Source organism: Brevundimonas sp. GW821-FHT10A07, from assembly GCF_059415785.1.
In genome coordinates, this window is the sequence record NZ_JBWKNX010000003.1 from 169,567 (window position 1) to 187,318 (window position 17,752).

The following is a 17,752-nucleotide window of genomic DNA, read 5'->3' on the forward strand; positions in this document are numbered from 1 at the left end:
GCGGCGTCACCAACGCAGGGCGAAGCGGCCGACGGCGGCGCCGATCAGGCCGGCGGCCGCGACCCCCAGCGTATACCAGGTGGCGACGAAGGCGGCGGTCGCCTCGCCACAGTGCAGCAGACCATAGGCGGTGGCGGCGATGCCGCCCGTCGCCAGGCCCAGCGCCAGACCGGCCGTCGTCGGCCGTGTCGGCGCCAGCCGTCGCGCCGACAGGAAGACCAGCGGCGCGGCGAAGGCCGAGACCAGCACGATGTTGCGGCCGCAGATGTCCCAGGTCTGGCCCAGCCAGCCGGCCATCCGTTGGTCCGGCGGCGTTAGAACCATCTCGATCCCGCCCCACGCCACGGCGATCCCGACCACAGCCAGCAGGGCGAACAGGGCCGGCCGCGGGTCCAGGCCGGGCCGTCCCAGCCGCGTCGCCAGCCAGATCGCCGTCTGGGCCAGGGCGGCCGTATAGATCGCCTTCACCCAAGGCGTGGGCGCCTGCAGCGCCTGGGTCAGGTCGGACCGCGCCCCTAGCAACAAGATGACCGCCACCGCAGCCGCGCCGCCGGCCCAGGCCAGCAGCGCCGGGTCCAGTCGGGCGGGGCGCACGGGCTCTATACCGGCGGCCAGGGCGTCGATCAGGTCTTCAGTCTTCATTTGGGTTCACGCTGGCGACCAGCGTCTTCATGGAGCGGTGGACGCTGACCTTGGCCGCGCCCTCGGTAAAGCCGTTGCGTTGGGCGGCCTCGGCCAGGCTGAATCCGCCGACGCGGACATCCTCGATGAGGCGGCGCTGGCGCAGCGGCAGGATGGACAGGACCTTCTTCAGATCCCGGCGGACGACGCCGTCCTCGACCGTGTGATCTGCCAGCAGGACCGACGCCTCCTCCAGCGGCACGTCGTGACGGCGGCCCTGGCGGCGGAAATGATCGATCAGCTTGTAACGCGCGATCGCATAGGCCCAGGCCGTGAAGGGCAGCGACCGGTCATAGGTCGCGCGCTTGGCGTGAATGGCGATCAGGCAGTCCTGCACGAGATCCTCCGCATCGGCCTCGCAGCCGGTCAGGCGACGTTTGAAGAAGGGGGTCAGGGCGCCGCGCATTTCGGTCAGCAGGGCGCGCCAGGCCACGGGGTCGCCGTCGAGACCCCGCAACATCAGACGTTTGAGCTCGGCTTCCTTGTCGACCACGCAGCATCCCATTCGCGCCGGACGGGGCGAAGGTTACACGCCCGGCGGCGGACGACGACGAAATATTTCTCGTAACCTTCGCCGCGCCGGGACCGAAACCTCTGCTGTCAGGCCGCTCCGCCCCGGACGGCTGTCACACAGGAAATCGTCCCATGAATATCTCCGCCAAGATCCTGGTCGGCGCCGGCGCCTTGCTGGCCCTGGGCGCCAACGCCGCCGCCGCGCAGAACCGGCCTACGGCCCAGCAGGAAAACGCCATGGAGAAATGCTATGGCGTGGCCAAGGCCGGCCAGAACGACTGCGCCGCCGGGCCCGGCACCACCTGCGCCGGCACCTCGGTGCGCGACTATCAGGGCAATGCCTGGAAACTGGTCGCCAAGGGCACCTGCGCCTCGATCCAGACGCCCAAGGGCCATGGCTCGCTGACCCCGATCGCGAACCGCTGATGTCCGCCGCTCCGACCGCCGGGCTGGGCCTGAAGCCCCAGCACTATTCGGAGGCCGCGGCCTGTCCGGCGGCCGGAGCCCAGCGCGGCCTGTGGTTCGAGGTTCATCCCGAGAACTACATGGTCGCGGGCGGCCCCCGCCTGAGCTGGCTGGAGGCGGTGCGCGCCGTTCGCCCGCTGTCTCTGCACGGGGTCGGCCTGTCCCTGGCTGGAGATGAACGCCCGGACCGCGACCATCTGGCCCGTTTCCGCGCCCTGATCGACCGGTTCGAGCCCTTTGTGGTGTCCGAACACCTGGCCTGGTCGCGGCGCGTCGGCGTCTATCATCCCGATCTCCTGCCTGTCCCGCGCAGCCGCGAGATGCTGAACCTGGTGTGCGACCATGTCGACGAGGCGCAGCGCGTCCTGGGGCGGCGGCTGCTGATCGAGAACCCGTCCGCCTATCTGGCCCTGGCCGGTCATGAGTGGGACGAGGTCGAGTTTCTGGTCGAGATCGCCCGACGGACCGGGTGCGGCCTGCTGATCGACGTCAACAACGTTCATGTCAGCGCCTCGAACATGGGCTTCTCCGCCGAGGCCTGGCTGGACGCCGTGCCCGGCGAGCTGGTGGGCGAAATCCATCTTGCGGGCCATCGCCCCGATCCGGTCTGGAGCGAGGCCCTGCTGATCGACAGCCACGACGCCCCCGTGTCCGAGACCGTCTGGACGCTCTATGACCGTCTGATCGCGCGCATCGGCCCTCGGCCGACCCTGGTGGAGCGTGACGGCGATATTCCCGAATTTCCGGTCCTTCTGGCCGAACAGGCGCGCGCCGCCGCAGCGATGACCGCCGTGGAGGCCTTGGCGTGACCGGGTTTCACGCTGCTTTCGACAGGGCGCTGACCGGCGATCTGGAGCCTTTATGGCCGCACCTGGAGCCGGGCGACCGGACGCTGGGGGCTCTGGCCGTCTATCGCAACACGACGATCAAGGGGCGGATCGACGCCCTGGAGGCCAATTATCCCACCGTGTTGCAGATGGTCGGCGAGGACTGGTTCCGCGCCGCCGCCGCCGCCTTCGTCGCAGAACAGCCGGGCGATAGGCCGGTCATGGCTGACTACGGCGCAGGCTTTCCCGACTGGCTGGCCCGCTTCGAGCCGGCGCGGGACATGACCTATCTGGCGCCCTGCGCCCGGCTGGACCGGGCCTGGACCCAGGCCCATCTCGCGGAGGATGCGGCGCCGTTAGAGGCGCAGGAGGCCGCCGCGCTCGGACCCGCCCTGGCGGGGGCGACGGCGGCTCTGCACCCATCGGTCCGGCTGTTCTGGTTCGAGTGGACGGCGCCCTCGCTCTGGCTCGCGCATCGCTATCCGTCCCCGGACGCGTCTCTTGAATGGCGGGCCGAGGCTGAAGGTCTGCTGGTGCACCGCTCGGGCGCCGAGGTGCAGGCGCGGCGGTTGAGTCGCGCGGAATGGGTCTTTCTGGACGCCTGCCGCCTCAACCGGCCGTTCGGCGTCGCTGCGGCTGCGGCCCAGGCCGCCTCGCCCGGTCTGGATTTGTCCGCCCTCTTCGCCGGCCTCATCGCGCTCGGCGTCTTCACTTCACCCTCGATCCCGAAGGACCGATCATGAACCGTATCGCGAATATTCACCGACGCATCACCGCCGCCGTGCCCGAGGCCGGTCTGGCCCTGCTGCTGCGCGTCGGGATCGCCACGCCCTTCTTCCTGTCGGGGCGGACCAAGGTCGAGGGACTGCTGACGATCACGCCCTCGACGCGCTACCTGTTCGCCGAGGAATACCGCCTGCCCCTGCTGCCCGCTGACCTGGCGGCGCATCTGGCGACCTATGCCGAACATCTGGCGCCGATCCTGATCGTGCTGGGTCTGGCGACGCGGCCGGCGGCGGCGGGCCTGCTGTTCATGACCCTGGTGATCCAGGTCTTCGTCGAGCCGGGCGGCTGGCCTGTCCACCTGCTTTGGGCCGGACCGCTGGCCTATCTGATCGCGCGCGGGCCGGGTGCGATCAGTCTGGACCGTGTGCTGAAGATCGACTGATACGCGCACGCCCCTTGTCAGCCGCGTCACTTTGTCCTTGAAGCGGATGAAGCCGGCGCGGGCCGGTCAGGGATCCATCTTTCATGTTCAGCCTTCTGAACCTCCAGAGCCTGTTCGGCCTGGTCGTCATCATCACCCTGTGCTGGGCGATTTCAGAGAACCGCCGTGTCTTTCCCTGGAAGCTGGCCCTGGGCGCCGTGGCGGTTCAGGCCGGGCTGGTGCTGGCGCTGTTCGGCATTCCGGGGTCGCGCACGGTGCTGGCGGCGGTGACGGGCGCCATCGACGGGCTGGCGGTTGCGACGGCCCAGGGGACGCGGTTCGTGTTCGGCTATCTGGCCGGCGGGGACCAGCCCTATGCGGTTCAGAACGAGGGGGCGCTGTTCACCTTCGCCTTCAACGTCCTGCCGCTGATCATGGTGATCTCGGCCCTGTCGGCCCTGTTGTGGCACTGGAAGATCCTGAAGTGGTTGATCCGCGGCTTCGGCCTGCTGTTCCAGCGCACCATGGGCCTGGGCGGCGCCTCGGCCCTGGCGGTGGCGGCCAACATCTTCCTGGGCACGATCGAGAGCCCCATCGTCATCAAGGCCTATCTGGACAAGCTGAGCCGGTCCGAGATCTTCCTGATGATGACCGTGGGTCTGGCGACCGTGGCCGGTTCGACCATGGTCGCCTACGCCAGCATCCTGTCCCAGACCCTGCCCAACGCCGCCGGCCACGTCCTGGTCGCCTCCATCGTTTCGGCCCCGGCCGGGGTGCTGCTGGCGCGGATCATCGTGCCCGAGCCGGACAAGGAGGCCATCCAGTCGATCAGCTATGACTCGGCCCTGAAGTATGACAGTGCCATCGACGCCATCTCCAAGGGCACGTCGGACGGCCTGATGGTGGTGCTGAACATCTCGGCCGTGCTGATCGTTTTCGTGGCCCTGGTGGCCCTGGTCAACCTGATGCTGGGCGGCATCATCATCTTCGGCGAGCCGCTGACGGTCGAGCGGATCCTGGGCGTCCTGTTCACCCCCTTCGCCTGGCTGATCGGGATCGAGGCGCGCGAGGCGGCCCTGGGCGGCTGGCTGCTGGGCGTCAAACTGACCCTGACCGAGTTCGTGGCCTTCATCAATCTGGGCAAGCTGCCGGCCGAGGCGATGAGCGAGCGGACGCGGATGCTGATGACCTACGCCCTGTGCGGCTTCGCCAATATCGGCTCGGTCGGCATCACCGTGACCGGTCTGTCGGTGCTGATGCCTGAACGCCGGCACGAGGTGCTGAGCCTGATCTGGAAGGCCCTGTTCGCCGGCTTCATGGCCACCCTGATGAGCGCGGCCGTCGTCGGCGCCTTGCCAGCGGCGGTGTTCGGGCAGTAGGTTTTTCAAAAGAACGGAGGCGTCCGATGAAGCTCTACACCTCGCACCGCGCGCCCAATCCGCGCCGGGTCCGCTGGGTCATGGCCGAGAAGGGCGTCGAGGACGTCGAACTGGTCGAGATCGACATTCTGACGGGTGATCACAAGAAGCCGGAATATCGCGACAAGGTCGGGGTGCCCCACCTGCCGGCGCTGGAGCTGGACGACGGCACGACCATTTCGGAATCCGTGGCCATCGGCCGCTACCTGGAGGCCCTGTATCCGGAACCCAATCTGTTCGGTCGCGATGCGCGCGAACAGGCGGTGGTCGAGATGTGGACCCGCCGGTGCGAATTCTATCTGTCCAACCCGATCATGCTGAACGTGCGCCACTCGCATCCGGCCCTGGCGGCGCTGGAGGCGGTGCAGATTCCCCAGGTGGCCGACTACAACCGGCTGTCGGCGGAGCGGTTCATGAAGACCCTGGACCGGCATCTGGCCGAGCGGGAGTTCATCGCCCTGGACCGGTTCACCATCGCCGACATCGTCGCGGTGGTCGGCCTGGATTTCGCGCGGATGGTTCGCTATCGCCCCCCGGCCGAGTTCGAGCACCTTCACCGCTGGTTCGACGCCTGCCGAGACCGACCGGCGGCCAAGGCCGGGGTCTGAACGGCCTTGCGGTTGCTGACGCCTTCGGATCGTTGGCTGGCCCTGCTGCTGGCGGGGTTGGCGGGCTATGTGGACAGTCTGGGCTTTCTGCATCTGGGCGGCGTCTTCGTCTCCTTCATGAGCGGGAACTCCACCCGGTTCGCCGCCAGCGTGGCCGAGGGACAGTGGCCGGCGGCGGCGCATCTGGCCGCCATACTCGGCCTGTTCGTTCTGGGATCCTTCGCCGGCGCCCTGGTCGCGGGCGGCGAGGACGTACGCTCGCGTAGTCGGGTGCTGATGTTTGAGGCCTTGCTGCTGGCGCTGGCCGCCGCTGCGGCGGGCGCGGGGCTGACGCCTGCCGCCGTCGGTCTGATGGTCATGGCCATGGGCGCCGAGAACTCGGTCTTCCTGAGAAACGGAGAGGTCGGGGTCAGCCTGACCTATATGACCGGAACCCTGGTCAAGCTGGGGCAGGCCTTGGCCGGCGCTGTGAAGGGCGGAGACCGATACGCCTACAAGGCCTATCTGACCCTGTGGGCAGGGCTGAGCTTCGGGGCGGTGCTGGGCGCCCTGACCTTCGGCCGTCTGGGACTGGCGGCCCTGTGGCCCGCCGCCGGTTTCGCCGTGCTTATGGCCCTGATCGTGCGGCTCAACCGCGCGGCGTGAACTTGCGGATCACGCCCGAGAAGGTCATCAGCAGCCGCTCCCCCGTGTTGATCTGGCCGCGCACGAAGATCAGGCTCTTGCCCGCCTTGGTGACCTGGCCGGTCGCCTCGATCAGTTCGCCGACATAGGCGCCGTCGATGAAGGTGGAGTCCAACTGGACCGTGACGCCCGAGGCGCCCTCCATCTCCTGATAGGCGATCTGGAACATGGCGATGTCGGCGAAGGTCATCAGGCATCCGCCATGCATCCGCCCGCCGGCGTTCATGTGCTTCTGCTCGGCGCGGAAGGCGCAGCGCATGTGACCGTCAGGATCGAGCTTGCCGTAGAAGGGCCCCACCACGACGTCGAAGGTGTCGTGGAGGTCATAGGTCTGCCAGCCGGCGAATTCGCCCTCGGTGACGGTGATTTTCTTCGGCATGACGACTCGGCCTTACTTCTGGTCTCGCTGTGCAGCATATAGGCGCAATGAGCGATCCGATCGAAACCGCAATCCTGAACAAAATCGCCGGGCTGGAGCCCGGCAAGAGCATCGAGCCGGCTGAAGTGGCCAAAGAGCTACAGCCCGAGCAGTGGCAGCGCATGCTGCCCAAGGTGCGCGCCCTCGCCCTGAGCCTGATGCGCCAGGGCAAGCTGACCATCACCAAGAAGGGCAAGCCGGTCGATCCGGACAATTTCCGAGGGGTGACGCGTCTGCGCCAGCCGACCGAGGAAGAGACGGCCCTGGCGCTGAGCCGCCGTCCGCCGGTCGTCGAGGATGATGACGACTGATCTCGACGCAGTCCTGAGCGACATCCGCGCCTGCCGCGCCTGCGCGGGCATGCTGCCGCATACGCCGCGCCCGGTGGTGCGGGTCTTTTCCGAGACGCGGCTGCTGATCTGCGGCCAGGCGCCGGGGCGGCGGGTGCATGAAAGCGGCCTGCCGTTCACCGACCCGTCGGGCGACCGGCTGCGCGACTGGATGGGCGTGGACTACGACACCTTCTACGCCGACCGCCGCATCGGCGTGGCGGCCCAGGCCTTCTGCTATCCGGGCACGGCCCCGAAAGGGGGCGACCATCCGCCGCCGAGCCGGTGCGCCGACCTGTGGCGGCCGTCCTTGTTGGAGGCCCTGCCGCAGATGGAGCTGACCCTGCTGGTCGGCGGCTACGCCCAGGCCTGGGCGCTGAGCGAGCGGGCGAAGCGGAACATGACGGAGACCGTACGGGCCTGGCGGGACTATGCGCCGGACATTCTGGCCCTGCCGCATCCATCCTGGCGCAACACGGCCTGGCTGAGGAAGAACCCCTGGTTCGAGGACGAGGTGGCCCCCTATCTGCGGGAACGGGTGCGTTCGATTTTGACGCCCCCCGCAAGGATGCGCGCATGAAAGCCGCCTTCCCCGCCGCCGCCATCGCTCTGACCTTGGGAGCGTCCGCCTGCGCCGCGCCCCACATCCAGCCGCCGCTGACGCCGCCGCCGGACTTCGCCGGCGCTCACGTCGAGGATCGCGCCCTGGTCATGTCGGACGGGGCGCGGCTGCCCTATCTGCGCTGGGGGCCGACCGATCGGGCGCCCTGGGCGGTGATCGTGGCCCTGCACGGCATGAACGACCACGACGCCAGCTTCCGTCTGGCGGGGCCGTGGTGGGCCGAGCAGGGGATCGAGACCTGGGCCTATGACCAACGCGGCTTCGGCGCGGCGCCGGGACGGGGCGTGTGGGCTGGACAGCAGCGGATGACCGACGACCTGCGCGAGGTCACGGCCCTGGCCCGCGCCCGCTATCCCGACGCCGTCATCGCCGTGGTGGGCGAGAGCATGGGCGGATCGGTGGCGGCGGCCGCCTTCGGTTCAGACAATCCGCCGGACGCCGACCGGCTGGTGCTGCTGGCGCCGGGGGTCTGGGGGTGGTCGACCCAAGGGCCGCTGAACAGCGTGGCCCTGAACATCGCGGCGCGCGCGCTCGGCGATGTGGCGCTGGAGCCGCCCGAGTTCATCACCCGCGACATCCACGCCTCCAGCAATACGCTGGAGCTGATCCGCAACGGGCGTGATCCGATGAACATTCTCGCGACCCGGTTCGACACGGTCTACGGCCTGGTCGATCTGATGGAGACGGCGTCGCGCAGCCTGGGCCGCATCCGGGGCGACGCCGTGCTGATGTATGGCGCGCACGACGAGATCGTGAAGCGGGGGCCGATGCGTCTGGCCCTGGAGCGGGCGCTGGCTGACGGCGGCGCCCTGAAGACGGCCTGGTATCCGAACGGCTGGCATCTGCTGAACCGCGATCTGGACGCCGAGATCGTTTACCGCGACGTCGCCGCCTGGCTCAGGAATCCCGACGCGGCGTTGCCGTCGGGCGCGCCCGCGGTGCTGCCGGAGCTGGAGAAGCCGGCCGCTCCCGATGGCCGAGCGGCGAGCCGGCGGTGACCCCGTAAACGTCTCTTAACGTGACGTTTACCATCCAGGCGGCATTTTCTGCCTAGCGGGGCGTCAGTGTCTCCCGCGAGTTTGGGGCGGGAACGCGTGGGCGGCTTTACAGCGGCGTTGCAGAAGTTCGGGATCGGCCGTCTGGCGGCAGTCCTCGGCGTCGCCGCAGGCGTGACCGCCGTGCTGGTGGCCGTCATGCTGCGCATGGGTCAGGCGCCGGACGCCCTGCTGTATTCCAATCTGGATCTGCGCGAGGCCGGCGAGATCACCACGGCCCTGCAACAGGCCGGCATCAAATACACCTCCAAGGGCGACGGTTCGACCGTGATGGTGAACCGGGACGACGTCGGCACCGCGCGGATGCTGATTGCAGGAAAGGGCCTCGTGACCTCTGGGTCGGTCGGCTACGAAATCTTCGACAACCAGTCGGTGCTGGGCCAGACGGAGTTCCAGCAACAGCTGAACGAGCAGCGCGCCCTGCAGGGCGAACTGTCGCGCACCATCATGTCCATGCGCGGCATCACCGCCGCTCGCGTCCACATCACCATGCCGCGTCGCGAGATGTTCACCGCTGCGGCCGGAGATCCCACAGCGGCCGTTCTGGTCGGGCTGGGCGGTCGGGATCTGACGCCTGACCAGGTGCGGGCGATCCGCAACCTGGTGGCCTCGTCCGTGCCGAACCTGAAGCCTGACCGCGTCACCGTCGCCGATCAAAACAACCGCACCCTGGCGGCCGGGTCCGATGACGGAACCTTCTCGTCCGCCTCCGCCGCCGAGACCAAGGGCAATACCGAGGCCCAGCTGCAGTCGCGGATCAAGGATATCGTCGAAGGCGTGGTCGGCATCGGCGCTGCGCGCGTCCAGGTCACGGCCGACATCGATCAGAGCCGTTCCACCACCCAGGAGCAGAAGTTCGATCCCGACGGTCAGGTCGTGCGCTCGACCACCGCCAACGGCTCGCAATCCTCGGACACCACGGGCCAGAACGACGGCGGCGTGACGGCCGCCAACAACATCCCCGGCGGCGCGCCGCCTGCCACCACGCCGGCCGGCGCGACCAGTGCGGAAAACGCCGAGACGACAAATTACGAGATCTCGAACACCACGACCACGACGACCAAGGAGCCGGGCGAGGTCAAGAAACTCGCCGTCGCCGTCGCCGTCGACGGCAAGTGGACCCCGGCCGCAGACGGCAAGGGCGAGCCGACCTATGCGCCGAGGACCGCCGAGGAGATCGCCCAGATCAAGTCCCTGGTCGCCGCCGCCGCAGGCATCGACGAGGCGCGGGGCGACAAGATCGAGGTGATCAACGTCCGCTTCAACCACGACACCGGCATCGCCGGCGGTCTGGAAGGCAAGTCGTCGCTGCTGGACTTCTCCCGCACCGACGTGATGCGTCTGATCGAACTGGGCATCCTGGCCGTCGTGGCGTTGCTGCTGATCTTCTTCGTGCTGCGTCCGCTTCTGAAGACGGCGGGCGGCGCGGCGCCTGGGGCTGTGGCCGCAGCCCCCGCCGGCCTGCCCGTGGCCACGGTGACGACGACCGTCATCGGCGCCGACGGTCAGCCCCAGCTGGTGCAATTGCCGGCCCCGAACGAGATGGATCAGAAGATCGACATCGCCCGTATCGAGGGTCAGGTGAAGGCGTCTTCGGTCAAGAAGGTCGCGGATTTCGTCCAGGCGCACCCGGATGAGGCCGCCGGGATCCTGCGCAACTGGGTGGCCGAAGGCTGATGGCCAAGCTCGTGACCAAGAAGCTGTCGATCGACGATCCCAACAAGCTGACGGGGCCTGAAAAGGCGGCCGTCATCCTGCTGGCTCTGGGCGAGGAGCACACCGCCCTGTGGGAACGGCTGGACGACGAGGAGGTCAAGGAGATCTCCCAGGCCATGGCCACCCTGGGCAATGTCACCGCCGAGGCGGTCGAGGCCCTGATGATCGAATTCGTCTCGGGCCTGGCCGGCTCGGGCTCGGTCATGGGCAGTTATGAACAGACCCAGAGGCTGCTGGCCGCCTTCCTGCCCAAGGACCGCGTCGATGGCCTGATGGAGGAGATCCGAGGTCCGGCCGGCCGGACCATGTGGGACAAGCTGGGCAATGTGAACGAGGCGGTTCTCGCCAACTATCTGAAGAACGAATACCCGCAGACCGTCGCCGTCATCCTGTCCAAGGTGCGTTCGGACCACGCCGCCCGCGTGCTGACCGCACTGCCGGAAGATTTCGCCCTGGAATGCGTGCAGCGGATGCTGCGGATGGAGCCGGTCCAGCGCGAGATCCTGGACAAGATCGAGGCGACGCTGCGGACCGAATTCATGTCGAACCTGGCGCGCACCTCCAAGCGCGACAGCCACGAGATGATGGCCGACATCTTCAACAGTTTCGATCGCCAGACCGAGGCGCGCTTCATCGGCGCTCTGGAAGAGCGCAGCCGCGAATCCGCCGAACGGATCCGCGCCCTGATGTTCGTGTTCGAGGATCTGTCCAAGCTGGACCCCGGCGGCGTGCAGACGCTGCTGCGGGCGGTGGACAAGGACTCCCTGGGCCTGGCCCTGAAGGGCGCGTCGGAGCCCCTGCGCGAGATGTTCTTCTCCAACATGTCCGAACGCGCCTCCAAGATCATGCGCGAGGACATGGAATCCATGGGGCCGGTCCGGCTGAAGGACGTCGACACCGCTCAGATGGCCATGGTGCAGGTGGCCAAGGATCTGGCCGCCCGCGGCGAGATCATGCTGGCCGGCCAGGGCACCGACGACGAGTTGATCTACTGACATGAGCACTCCCTTCGCCTTCGATACCGAGTTCGACGCCGACGGTTCGGTGGTGCGCGAAAGCGCCTGGAAGCCGACCAAGCGCAGCTATCTGCCGGCCGAGGTGGACGCCCTGGTCGCCCATGCGCAGCTGGAGGCGCGCCAGCAGGCGCTGAACGAGATCGAGAACATCCGGGCCATGGCTCTGACCAATATCGCCCAGGGCGTGGCTGCGGCCTTGCCCTCGCTGAGGAACGTGGCCCAGACGCATCGTGAACAGTCGGCCGACCTGGCCCTGGCGGCCGCCCGGGCCATCGGCGGCGCGGCGCTGGAGCGTTTCCCCCAGGCCCCCTTGCGCGCCGCCCTTGAGGCGCTGGCCCAGGAGATCGACGCTTCGCCGCGTCTGGTCGTGCGTGCAGCCGGTCTGGACGACGAGGGCCGCGCCCAGATCGAGCGGGCCTGCGCCGACAGCGGTTTCACCGGCGTCGTCGCCTTCCGGGACGAGCCGGGCATGGGTTTTGCGGCCTTCCAGCTGGAATGGGCCGATGGTCGCGCCGACCACGATCCGGAAGGCTCGGCCCAACGCGTGGCCGAAGCTCTGACCGCCGCCCTGGCCGCCGAGGCCGGGCACGCCGAACCCCCTATCAATACTGACCGGAGTGATTTCTGATGGCCTCCGACGATCTTTCGCTCGAGGAGTTCCCGGACTCCACCGCCCTGGCCGTGGTCGATGATCATGGCGACAAGACCGCCGCCGACCTGGCCACGGTCTTCGAGGTGCCGGTGAACATCTCGGCCGTGCTGGGCAAGTCGCACATGTCGGTGGCCCAGCTGCTGAAACTGAACAAGGGGTCTGTGCTGGAGCTGGACCGCAAGGTCGGCGAGGCCATCGACATCTTCGTCAACAACCGTCTGATCGCGCGCGGCGAGGTCGTCGTCGTCGACGACCGGCTGGGCGTGACCATGACGGAAATCATCAAGACCGAGGACTCGGGGGGCTGAAGCGACGCCGCGCAGGCTCTGCGCGGCTGAACGACGGCGACCCGGATGAAAGTTTAGAGGAGAAGAACAATGCGTCTTCTGGTGGTAGGCAGACTGAGCGGACAGCTCGCTTCGGCGGTGAAGATGGCCATGGCGCACGGCGCCAAGGTCAGCCACGTCGAGCGCGCGGACCAGGCGACGGAGCAGTTGCGACGAGGGCAGGGCGCCGACCTGCTGATGGTCGATTACCAGCTCGACATCGCGGCCCTGATCGCCGCGAACGAGGCCGAGCGGATCACGGTGCCGGTGGTGGCCTTCGGCGTCGACGCCGATGCGCGTGAGGCCGCGGCGGCGATCAAGGCCGGGGCCAAGGAGTTCATCCCCCTGCCGCCCGACGCGGAACTGATCGCCGCCGTCCTGGCCGCTGTCGCCGACGACGAGAAGCCGATGATCTCGGCCGACCCGTCGATGAAGGCGGTGCTGCAACTGGCCGACCAGGTGGCGCGCTCGGAAGCCTCGATCCTGATCACCGGCGAAAGCGGCGTCGGCAAGGAGGTGATGGCGCGCTACATGCATGACAATTCGCGCCGGTCGGAACGCCCCTTCATCAGCGTCAACTGCGCCGCCATTCCCGACAATCTGCTGGAATCCGAACTGTTCGGGCACGAGAAGGGCGCCTTCACCGGCGCCGTCGCGCGCCGGATCGGCAAGTTCGAAGAGGCCGACGGCGGCACCCTGCTGCTGGACGAAATCAGCGAAATGGACGCCCGGCTGCAGGCAAAGCTGCTGCGCGCGATCCAGGAACGGGTCATCGACCGCGTCGGCGGCTCCAAGCCTGTGTCGGTCAATATCCGCATCATCGCCACGTCCAACCGCGACCTGGCCCGCGCCGTGTCGGAAGGCACGTTCCGCGAAGACCTGCTGTACCGGCTGAACGTCGTCAATCTGCGCCTGCCGGCCCTGCGCGAGCGGCCGGGCGACATCGGGGTTCTGGCCGAGCATTTCATCAAGAAATACGCCGCCGCCAACGGCGTGCCGGTTCGGCCGATCTCGGCGCGCGCACGCCAAGCCATCAGCGCCCACCGCTGGCCCGGCAACGTCCGTGAGCTGGAAAACGCCATGCATCGGGCGGTGCTGCTGGCGACCGGGCCGGAGATCGACGTCGACGCCATCCGCCTGCCGGACGGTCAGCCCCTGACCCCGGCTTCGGGCATGATGGGCGCGGCCTCGACGGGGCAGGAAAACCCCTACGGCGGCGGCGTCGCGGCGCGGGCGGCCCAGGCGGCCGATGCGGTGACGCGCAGCTTCGTCGGTCAGACGGTGGCGGCGATGGAAAAGACCCTGATCCTGGACACCCTGACCCACTGCCTGGGCAACCGGACCCATGCGGCCAACATCCTGGGCATCTCGATCCGCACCCTGCGCAACAAGCTGAACGAATACGCCGACGAGGGCACGACCATCCCGGCGCCCCAGTCGGGCGTCTCCGCCTCGGGCTACGCAGCCTGAGCATGGGGCGCGGTGTGGACAGACGAAAGCTGATCGCCGGCGCCGGTGCGCTGGGCCTTGCCGCCTGCACGCCGCGCACACAGGACGAGATCCCGGCCGAAAAGGCGCCGGACTTCTTCCTGAGCGATCTTGAAGCGCGTTACGGCGGCCGGCTCGGCGTCGCGGCCCTGGACGTCGCCAGCGGCCGACGCGTGCTGTGGCGCGGCCAGGAGCGGTTCGCCTTCTGCTCGACGTTCAAGGCCTTTCTGGCCGCCGCCACCCTGGAACGGGTGCAGCGCGACGAGGAGAGCCTGGATCGCGCCGTCGCCGTCACCCGCGCCGATATCGTCCCCCATGCGCCTGTGACCGAAAAGGCCGTGGGCCGCACGCTGACGATCCGTGAACTGATGCAGGCGACGGTGGAGGTCAGCGACAATCCGGCCGCCAACATCCTGATCCGCGAAATGGGCGGAATCGCCGTATGGCGTTCGTGGTGGCCGACGTTCGGCGACACCACCACCGTGATTTCGCGCCTGGAGCCGGACCTGAACACCGCCCTGCCCAACGACCCGCGCGACACCTGCCTGCCCGAGCAGACGCTGGCCAATATCCGCGAGATGGCCTTCAGCGAGCGGCTGACGCCGGAGAACGACGCCCTGCTGCACGGCTGGCTGACGGCCTCGCCAACCGGCCCGAACCGGATCAAGGCCGCTGCGCCCGAAGGCTGGACCGTGGCCCACAAGACCGGGACCGGCGCCAACGGCACGGCCAACGACATCGCCATGCTGACGCCGCTGAGCGGTTCGCCGGTCATCGTCGCCGCCTATTTCACCGGCGCGACCGAGGCGACCGACGATCAGCGCGACGCCGTGATCGCCGAGGCGACCCGCCGCGCCCTGAAGGCGCTGGGCCGTGACTGATACGCCCATGATGATGAAGGACGGCATGGCGCGCCCCACCGGGCGCGACGTCCTGGGCTGGGTCAACCGCGGCGAAGTGCTGATGGCCGTCGGCGTGATCGGCGTGATCATGCTGCTGATCCTGCCGGTCCCGAAGATGCTTCTGGACCTGCTGCTTGCGATCTCGCTGGTGTCCAGCGTGCTGATCCTGATGACGGCCGTGATGATGAAGCGGCCGCTGGACTTCGCCATCTTCCCGACCGTGCTGCTGGTCTCGACCCTGTTCCGCCTGGGCCTGAACCTGGCTTCGACGCGCCTGATCCTGACCCACGGCCAGGAAGGCCACGACGCGGCGGGTCAGGTCATCAACGCCTTCGGCCAGCTGATGATGGGCGGCAATTTCATCATCGGGGTGATCATCTTCGCCATTATCCTGGTGGTGAACTTCGTCGTCATCACCAAGGGTTCGACCCGGATCGCCGAGGTCTCGGCCCGCTTCACCCTGGACTCCATGCCGGGCAAGCAGATGGCGATCGACGCCGATCTGTCGTCGGGCCTGATCACCGAGGATCAGGCTAAGCTGCGCCGCAAGGAGCTGGAGCAGGAATCGACCTTCTTCGGCGCCATGGACGGCGCGTCCAAGTTCGTGCGCGGCGACGCCGTGGCCGGTCTGATCATCACCTTCATCAACGCCATCGGCGGCGTCCTGATCGGAACACTGACGCACGGCATGCCGGCGATGGAGGCCGCCAACACCTATGTGCAACTGACCATCGGCGACGGTCTGGTGACGCAGGTGCCGGCTATCATCATCTCGATCGCCGCCGGCTTCCTGGTGTCCAAGGCGGGCGTCGAGGGGACGGCGGACAAGGCCATGGTGACCCAGCTGGCCACCAACCCGGTGTCGCTGGGCGTTGTGTCCGGCGCCGCCGGCCTGATCGGCCTGATTCCCGGCATGCCGCTGATCCCCTTCGCCGCCCTGGCCATCGGTTCGGGCTTCATGGCCTGGAAACTGGGACGCAGCCGGCTGAAGCCGCAGCCGACGGAGGCCGAGATCGCCGCCGCAGCGGCCAAGCCCAAGGAGGAGGTCGAAGAGCCGATCTCCAGCATCCTGACCATCGACGAGGTGAAGATCGAGCTGGGCTATTCGTTGCTCAGCCTGATCAATGATCTGGAGGGGCGTCGCCTGACCGACCAGATCAAGGCCCTGCGCCGGTCGCTGGCCCAGGAATACGGCTTCGTCATCCCGCAGGTGCGCATCCTCGACAATATGCGCCTGCCGACCCAGGGCTACGCCATCCGCATCAAGGAGATGGACGCCGGCGCAGGCGAAGTGCGTCTGGGCCATCTGATGGCGATGGACCCCGCCGGCCGCCAGGTGGAACTGCCGGGCGAACACATGCGCGAACCCGCCTTCGGCCTGCCGGCCACCTGGATCAACGAGAACCTGCGCGAGGAAGCCACCTTCCACGGCTACACCCTGGTCGATCCCTCGACGGTGCTGACGACCCACCTGACGGAGATCCTGAAGGAAAACATGGCCGACCTGCTGTCCTACAGCGAGGTGCAGAAGCTGCTGAAGGAACTGGGGGTCGAGGAGAAGAAGCTGGTCGAGGAACTGATCCCCAGCGTCGTCACCGTCACCACCCTGCAGCGCGTGCTGCAGGCCCTGCTGCGCGAAAAGGTCTCGATCCGCGACCTGCCGGCGATCCTGGAGGGCCTGGCCGAGGCGGCGCCCCACAGCACGAGCGTCACCACCCTGGTCGAACACGTCCGCGCCCGCCTGGCTCGCCAGCTGTGCTGGCAGCACCAGGGCGGCGACGGCGCCCTGCCCATCGTCACCCTGTCGCCGGAGTGGGAGAGCGCCTTCGCCGAGAGCCTGGTCGGCGGCGGCGAGGACAAGCAACTGGCCATGGCGCCGTCACGGCTTCAGGACTTCATCCGATCCGTGCGCGAGACCTTCGAACGGATCGCCATGTCAGGCGAAAATCCCGTCCTGCTGACCGGGCCCCAGACCCGCCCCTATGTCCGCTCGATCATCGAGCGCTTCCGCGGGCAGACGGTGGTGATGAGTCAGAACGAGATCCACCCGCGCGCCAAGCTGCGCACCCTGGGGCAGGTTTAGACCGGACGGAATCGCGGCCTAGTTCGCCACCGTCCAGCCGCCGGCCGAGGCGTTGCGTGCGACGTCGTTGACGGGGCGGGCGACCAGACCCGACTGGGTGATCCAGACCTCGTAACGGGCGCCGTCGGCCATCGGCATGTAGGCGGCCGAGCCGTACAGGGTGTCCGCAGCATCAACATAGCGCCGGTAGCGGCGGATGGCGTCCCAGGCCTCGACCTTGAAGGGGACGGCGCCGTTGCGGGCGTTGGCCTCGGCCGCCGCCAGGTCATAGGCGCTGCGTTCGCCGTGCAACTCCTGTTCGATGGCTCGATACCGGCCGGACAGCCGGTCCAGCCGGTATTGCGCATCCAGCCCCAGAACATTGGCCCAAGGCTTCCACTTCAGGACCTGGGCCTCGATCCGCCAGTCGTCGCCGTGAACCGGATACAGGGCGCCCGCAGCGGCGGCCTGGCCCTCGCGCGGGGGCTGGACGAGGTTGATCTCGTAATACTGCGGCCCGATCTGGCGCAGGGTCAGGGTTGCGACCGGACGCTCGTAGGTGAGGCGGGCGTAGGTCTGAATATTCATGCCGAACAGGGCGACCAGGCAGGCGGCCCAGAGAATGGCCCCGCCGAAGACTGCGCCCAGGCCCCCGCTCAGAGGCTTGCCGCCGAACAGAGCCCGCAAGCCCCGGATCAACAGAACCAGCCCGATCAGCGCCACCGCCGTCGGCAAAATCCACCACCACCCGATCATCGTCCCGTCCCCGATTAAGCCCCGCCCCCGCAAGGTCATGCCGGGCCATATTAACCACAAGCCGCGA

21 protein-coding genes are annotated in these 17,752 nt (G+C 68.1%); 17 read left to right on the top strand and 4 right to left on the bottom strand.

Annotated elements, in window-relative coordinates; genetic code table 11:
- Positions 1-6: 6 nt before the first annotated feature.
- A complete protein-coding gene (locus AC07NC_RS03755) occupies positions 7-642 on the bottom strand; it encodes an NrsF family protein (protein ID WP_494568630.1) in 636 nt (211 codons plus the stop codon).
- On the bottom strand, positions 632-1,174 hold the full coding sequence (locus tag AC07NC_RS03760; RefSeq protein WP_035305656.1) for a sigma-70 family RNA polymerase sigma factor: 543 nt from the start codon (positions 1,172-1,174) through the stop codon (positions 632-634). Before AC07NC_RS03760 ends, AC07NC_RS03755 begins: the two co-directional genes overlap by 11 nt.
- Positions 1,175-1,326: 152 nt before the next feature.
- Between AC07NC_RS03760 and AC07NC_RS03765 the strand changes: the two genes are divergently transcribed.
- The 7 genes from AC07NC_RS03765 to AC07NC_RS03795 all read left to right on the top strand — a co-directional run bounded on the left by AC07NC_RS03765 (position 1,327) and on the right by AC07NC_RS03795 (position 6,304).
- Positions 1,327-1,620 carry a BufA1 family periplasmic bufferin-type metallophore gene (locus AC07NC_RS03765; protein ID WP_183198133.1) on the top strand — a complete coding sequence of 98 codons (294 nt, stop codon included), beginning with the start codon at positions 1,327-1,329 and terminating at the stop codon, positions 1,618-1,620.
- On the top strand, positions 1,620-2,468 hold the full coding sequence (gene bufB / locus AC07NC_RS03770) for an MNIO family bufferin maturase (protein WP_494568631.1): 849 nt from the start codon (positions 1,620-1,622) through the stop codon (positions 2,466-2,468). The genes AC07NC_RS03765 and bufB overlap by 1 nt, the downstream gene beginning before the upstream one ends.
- Positions 2,465-3,229, top strand: coding sequence for an HvfC/BufC family peptide modification chaperone (locus tag AC07NC_RS03775; RefSeq protein ID WP_494568632.1), 765 nt, complete (start codon positions 2,465-2,467; stop codon positions 3,227-3,229). Before bufB ends, AC07NC_RS03775 begins: the two co-directional genes overlap by 4 nt.
- A complete protein-coding gene (locus AC07NC_RS03780; RefSeq protein ID WP_494568633.1) occupies positions 3,226-3,654 on the top strand; it encodes a DoxX family protein in 429 nt (142 codons plus the stop codon). The genes AC07NC_RS03775 and AC07NC_RS03780 overlap by 4 nt, the downstream gene beginning before the upstream one ends.
- A gap of 83 nt (positions 3,655-3,737) precedes the next feature.
- Positions 3,738-5,012 (top strand): NupC/NupG family nucleoside CNT transporter, encoded by a 1,275-nt coding sequence (locus AC07NC_RS03785; RefSeq protein ID WP_035305644.1) that lies wholly within the window; start codon positions 3,738-3,740, stop codon positions 5,010-5,012.
- 26 nt (positions 5,013-5,038) lie between these two features.
- Positions 5,039-5,659 (top strand): glutathione S-transferase family protein, encoded by a 621-nt coding sequence (locus AC07NC_RS03790; RefSeq protein WP_494568634.1) that lies wholly within the window; start codon positions 5,039-5,041, stop codon positions 5,657-5,659.
- 12 nt (positions 5,660-5,671) lie between these two features.
- Positions 5,672-6,304 (top strand): YoaK family protein, encoded by a 633-nt coding sequence (locus AC07NC_RS03795; RefSeq protein ID WP_008258710.1) that lies wholly within the window; start codon positions 5,672-5,674, stop codon positions 6,302-6,304.
- Here the strand turns inward: AC07NC_RS03795 and AC07NC_RS03800 are convergent.
- A complete protein-coding gene (locus AC07NC_RS03800) occupies positions 6,288-6,722 on the bottom strand; it encodes a PaaI family thioesterase (protein WP_008262173.1) in 435 nt (144 codons plus the stop codon). The genes AC07NC_RS03795 and AC07NC_RS03800 overlap by 17 nt on opposite strands.
- A gap of 47 nt (positions 6,723-6,769) precedes the next feature.
- On the opposite strand from AC07NC_RS03800, the gene AC07NC_RS03805 reads away from it, so the two are divergent.
- From AC07NC_RS03805 to flhA, 10 genes are all read left to right on the top strand, one after another.
- Positions 6,770-7,072, top strand: coding sequence for a DUF3253 domain-containing protein (locus AC07NC_RS03805; protein ID WP_035305639.1), 303 nt, complete (start codon positions 6,770-6,772; stop codon positions 7,070-7,072).
- Complete coding sequence (locus AC07NC_RS03810) at positions 7,062-7,670, top strand: uracil-DNA glycosylase family protein (RefSeq protein ID WP_494568635.1); 609 nt, start codon at positions 7,062-7,064, stop codon at positions 7,668-7,670. The genes AC07NC_RS03805 and AC07NC_RS03810 overlap by 11 nt, the downstream gene beginning before the upstream one ends.
- Complete coding sequence (locus AC07NC_RS03815) at positions 7,667-8,710, top strand: alpha/beta fold hydrolase (RefSeq protein WP_494568636.1); 1,044 nt, start codon at positions 7,667-7,669, stop codon at positions 8,708-8,710. The genes AC07NC_RS03810 and AC07NC_RS03815 overlap by 4 nt, the downstream gene beginning before the upstream one ends.
- A gap of 96 nt (positions 8,711-8,806) precedes the next feature.
- Positions 8,807-10,444, top strand: a complete 1,638-nt coding sequence (gene fliF / locus AC07NC_RS03820; RefSeq protein ID WP_008259645.1) for a flagellar basal-body MS-ring/collar protein FliF — start codon at positions 8,807-8,809, stop codon at positions 10,442-10,444.
- Positions 10,444-11,478: a flagellar motor switch protein FliG gene (gene fliG, locus AC07NC_RS03825; RefSeq protein WP_008262778.1), complete on the top strand. Its 1,035-nt coding sequence runs from the start codon at positions 10,444-10,446 to the stop codon at positions 11,476-11,478. The genes fliF and fliG overlap by 1 nt, the downstream gene beginning before the upstream one ends.
- Position 11,479: 1 nt before the next feature.
- Positions 11,480-12,127, top strand: a complete 648-nt coding sequence (locus tag AC07NC_RS03830; protein WP_494568637.1) for a FliH/SctL family protein — start codon at positions 11,480-11,482, stop codon at positions 12,125-12,127.
- On the top strand, positions 12,127-12,459 hold the full coding sequence (fliN, locus tag AC07NC_RS03835) for a flagellar motor switch protein FliN (protein ID WP_008258919.1): 333 nt from the start codon (positions 12,127-12,129) through the stop codon (positions 12,457-12,459). Before AC07NC_RS03830 ends, fliN begins: the two co-directional genes overlap by 1 nt.
- Positions 12,460-12,528: 69 nt before the next feature.
- Positions 12,529-13,947 (top strand): sigma-54-dependent transcriptional regulator FlbD, encoded by a 1,419-nt coding sequence (gene flbD / locus AC07NC_RS03840; RefSeq protein WP_035305627.1) that lies wholly within the window; start codon positions 12,529-12,531, stop codon positions 13,945-13,947.
- Between the two features lie 14 nt (positions 13,948-13,961).
- The gene (gene bla, locus AC07NC_RS03845) at positions 13,962-14,846 is read left to right on the top strand and encodes a class A beta-lactamase (RefSeq protein WP_494568638.1); all 885 of its coding nucleotides are present in this window, start codon (positions 13,962-13,964) and stop codon (positions 14,844-14,846) included.
- 7 nt (positions 14,847-14,853) lie between these two features.
- Positions 14,854-16,950, top strand: a complete 2,097-nt coding sequence (flhA, locus tag AC07NC_RS03850) for a flagellar biosynthesis protein FlhA (protein ID WP_426025421.1) — start codon at positions 14,854-14,856, stop codon at positions 16,948-16,950.
- Positions 16,951-16,968: 18 nt separating this feature from the next.
- Here the strand turns inward: flhA and AC07NC_RS03855 are convergent, their stop codons facing one another.
- Positions 16,969-17,685 (bottom strand): hypothetical protein, encoded by a 717-nt coding sequence (locus AC07NC_RS03855; RefSeq protein ID WP_494568639.1) that lies wholly within the window; start codon positions 17,683-17,685, stop codon positions 16,969-16,971.
- Positions 17,686-17,752 lie beyond the last annotated feature (67 nt).

Excerpts from the sequence above, each read along its gene's own strand:
- AC07NC_RS03800 (WP_008262173.1), bottom strand. The coding sequence starts at position 6,722 with ATGCCGAAGAAAATCACCGTCACCGAGGGCGAATTCGCCGGCTGGCAG.
- AC07NC_RS03805 (WP_035305639.1), top strand. The coding sequence starts at position 6,770 with ATGAGCGATCCGATCGAAACCGCAATCCTGAACAAAATCGCCGGGCTG.
- AC07NC_RS03855 (WP_494568639.1), bottom strand. The coding sequence starts at position 17,685 with ATGATCGGGTGGTGGTGGATTTTGCCGACGGCGGTGGCGCTGATCGGG.
- AC07NC_RS03790 (WP_494568634.1), top strand. The coding sequence starts at position 5,039 with ATGAAGCTCTACACCTCGCACCGCGCGCCCAATCCGCGCCGGGTCCGC.
- AC07NC_RS03780 (WP_494568633.1), top strand. The coding sequence starts at position 3,226 with ATGAACCGTATCGCGAATATTCACCGACGCATCACCGCCGCCGTGCCC.
- AC07NC_RS03815 (WP_494568636.1), top strand. The coding sequence starts at position 7,667 with ATGAAAGCCGCCTTCCCCGCCGCCGCCATCGCTCTGACCTTGGGAGCG.
- AC07NC_RS03755 (WP_494568630.1), bottom strand. The coding sequence starts at position 642 with ATGAAGACTGAAGACCTGATCGACGCCCTGGCCGCCGGTATAGAGCCC.
- flhA (WP_426025421.1), top strand. The coding sequence starts at position 14,854 with ATGATGATGAAGGACGGCATGGCGCGCCCCACCGGGCGCGACGTCCTG.
- bufB (WP_494568631.1), top strand. The coding sequence starts at position 1,620 with ATGTCCGCCGCTCCGACCGCCGGGCTGGGCCTGAAGCCCCAGCACTAT.
- AC07NC_RS03765 (WP_183198133.1), top strand. The coding sequence starts at position 1,327 with ATGAATATCTCCGCCAAGATCCTGGTCGGCGCCGGCGCCTTGCTGGCC.
- AC07NC_RS03810 (WP_494568635.1), top strand. The coding sequence starts at position 7,062 with ATGACGACTGATCTCGACGCAGTCCTGAGCGACATCCGCGCCTGCCGC.
- fliN (WP_008258919.1), top strand. The coding sequence starts at position 12,127 with ATGGCCTCCGACGATCTTTCGCTCGAGGAGTTCCCGGACTCCACCGCC.
- flbD (WP_035305627.1), top strand. The coding sequence starts at position 12,529 with ATGCGTCTTCTGGTGGTAGGCAGACTGAGCGGACAGCTCGCTTCGGCG.
- AC07NC_RS03830 (WP_494568637.1), top strand. The coding sequence starts at position 11,480 with ATGAGCACTCCCTTCGCCTTCGATACCGAGTTCGACGCCGACGGTTCG.
- AC07NC_RS03785 (WP_035305644.1), top strand. The coding sequence starts at position 3,738 with ATGTTCAGCCTTCTGAACCTCCAGAGCCTGTTCGGCCTGGTCGTCATC.
- fliG (WP_008262778.1), top strand. The coding sequence starts at position 10,444 with ATGGCCAAGCTCGTGACCAAGAAGCTGTCGATCGACGATCCCAACAAG.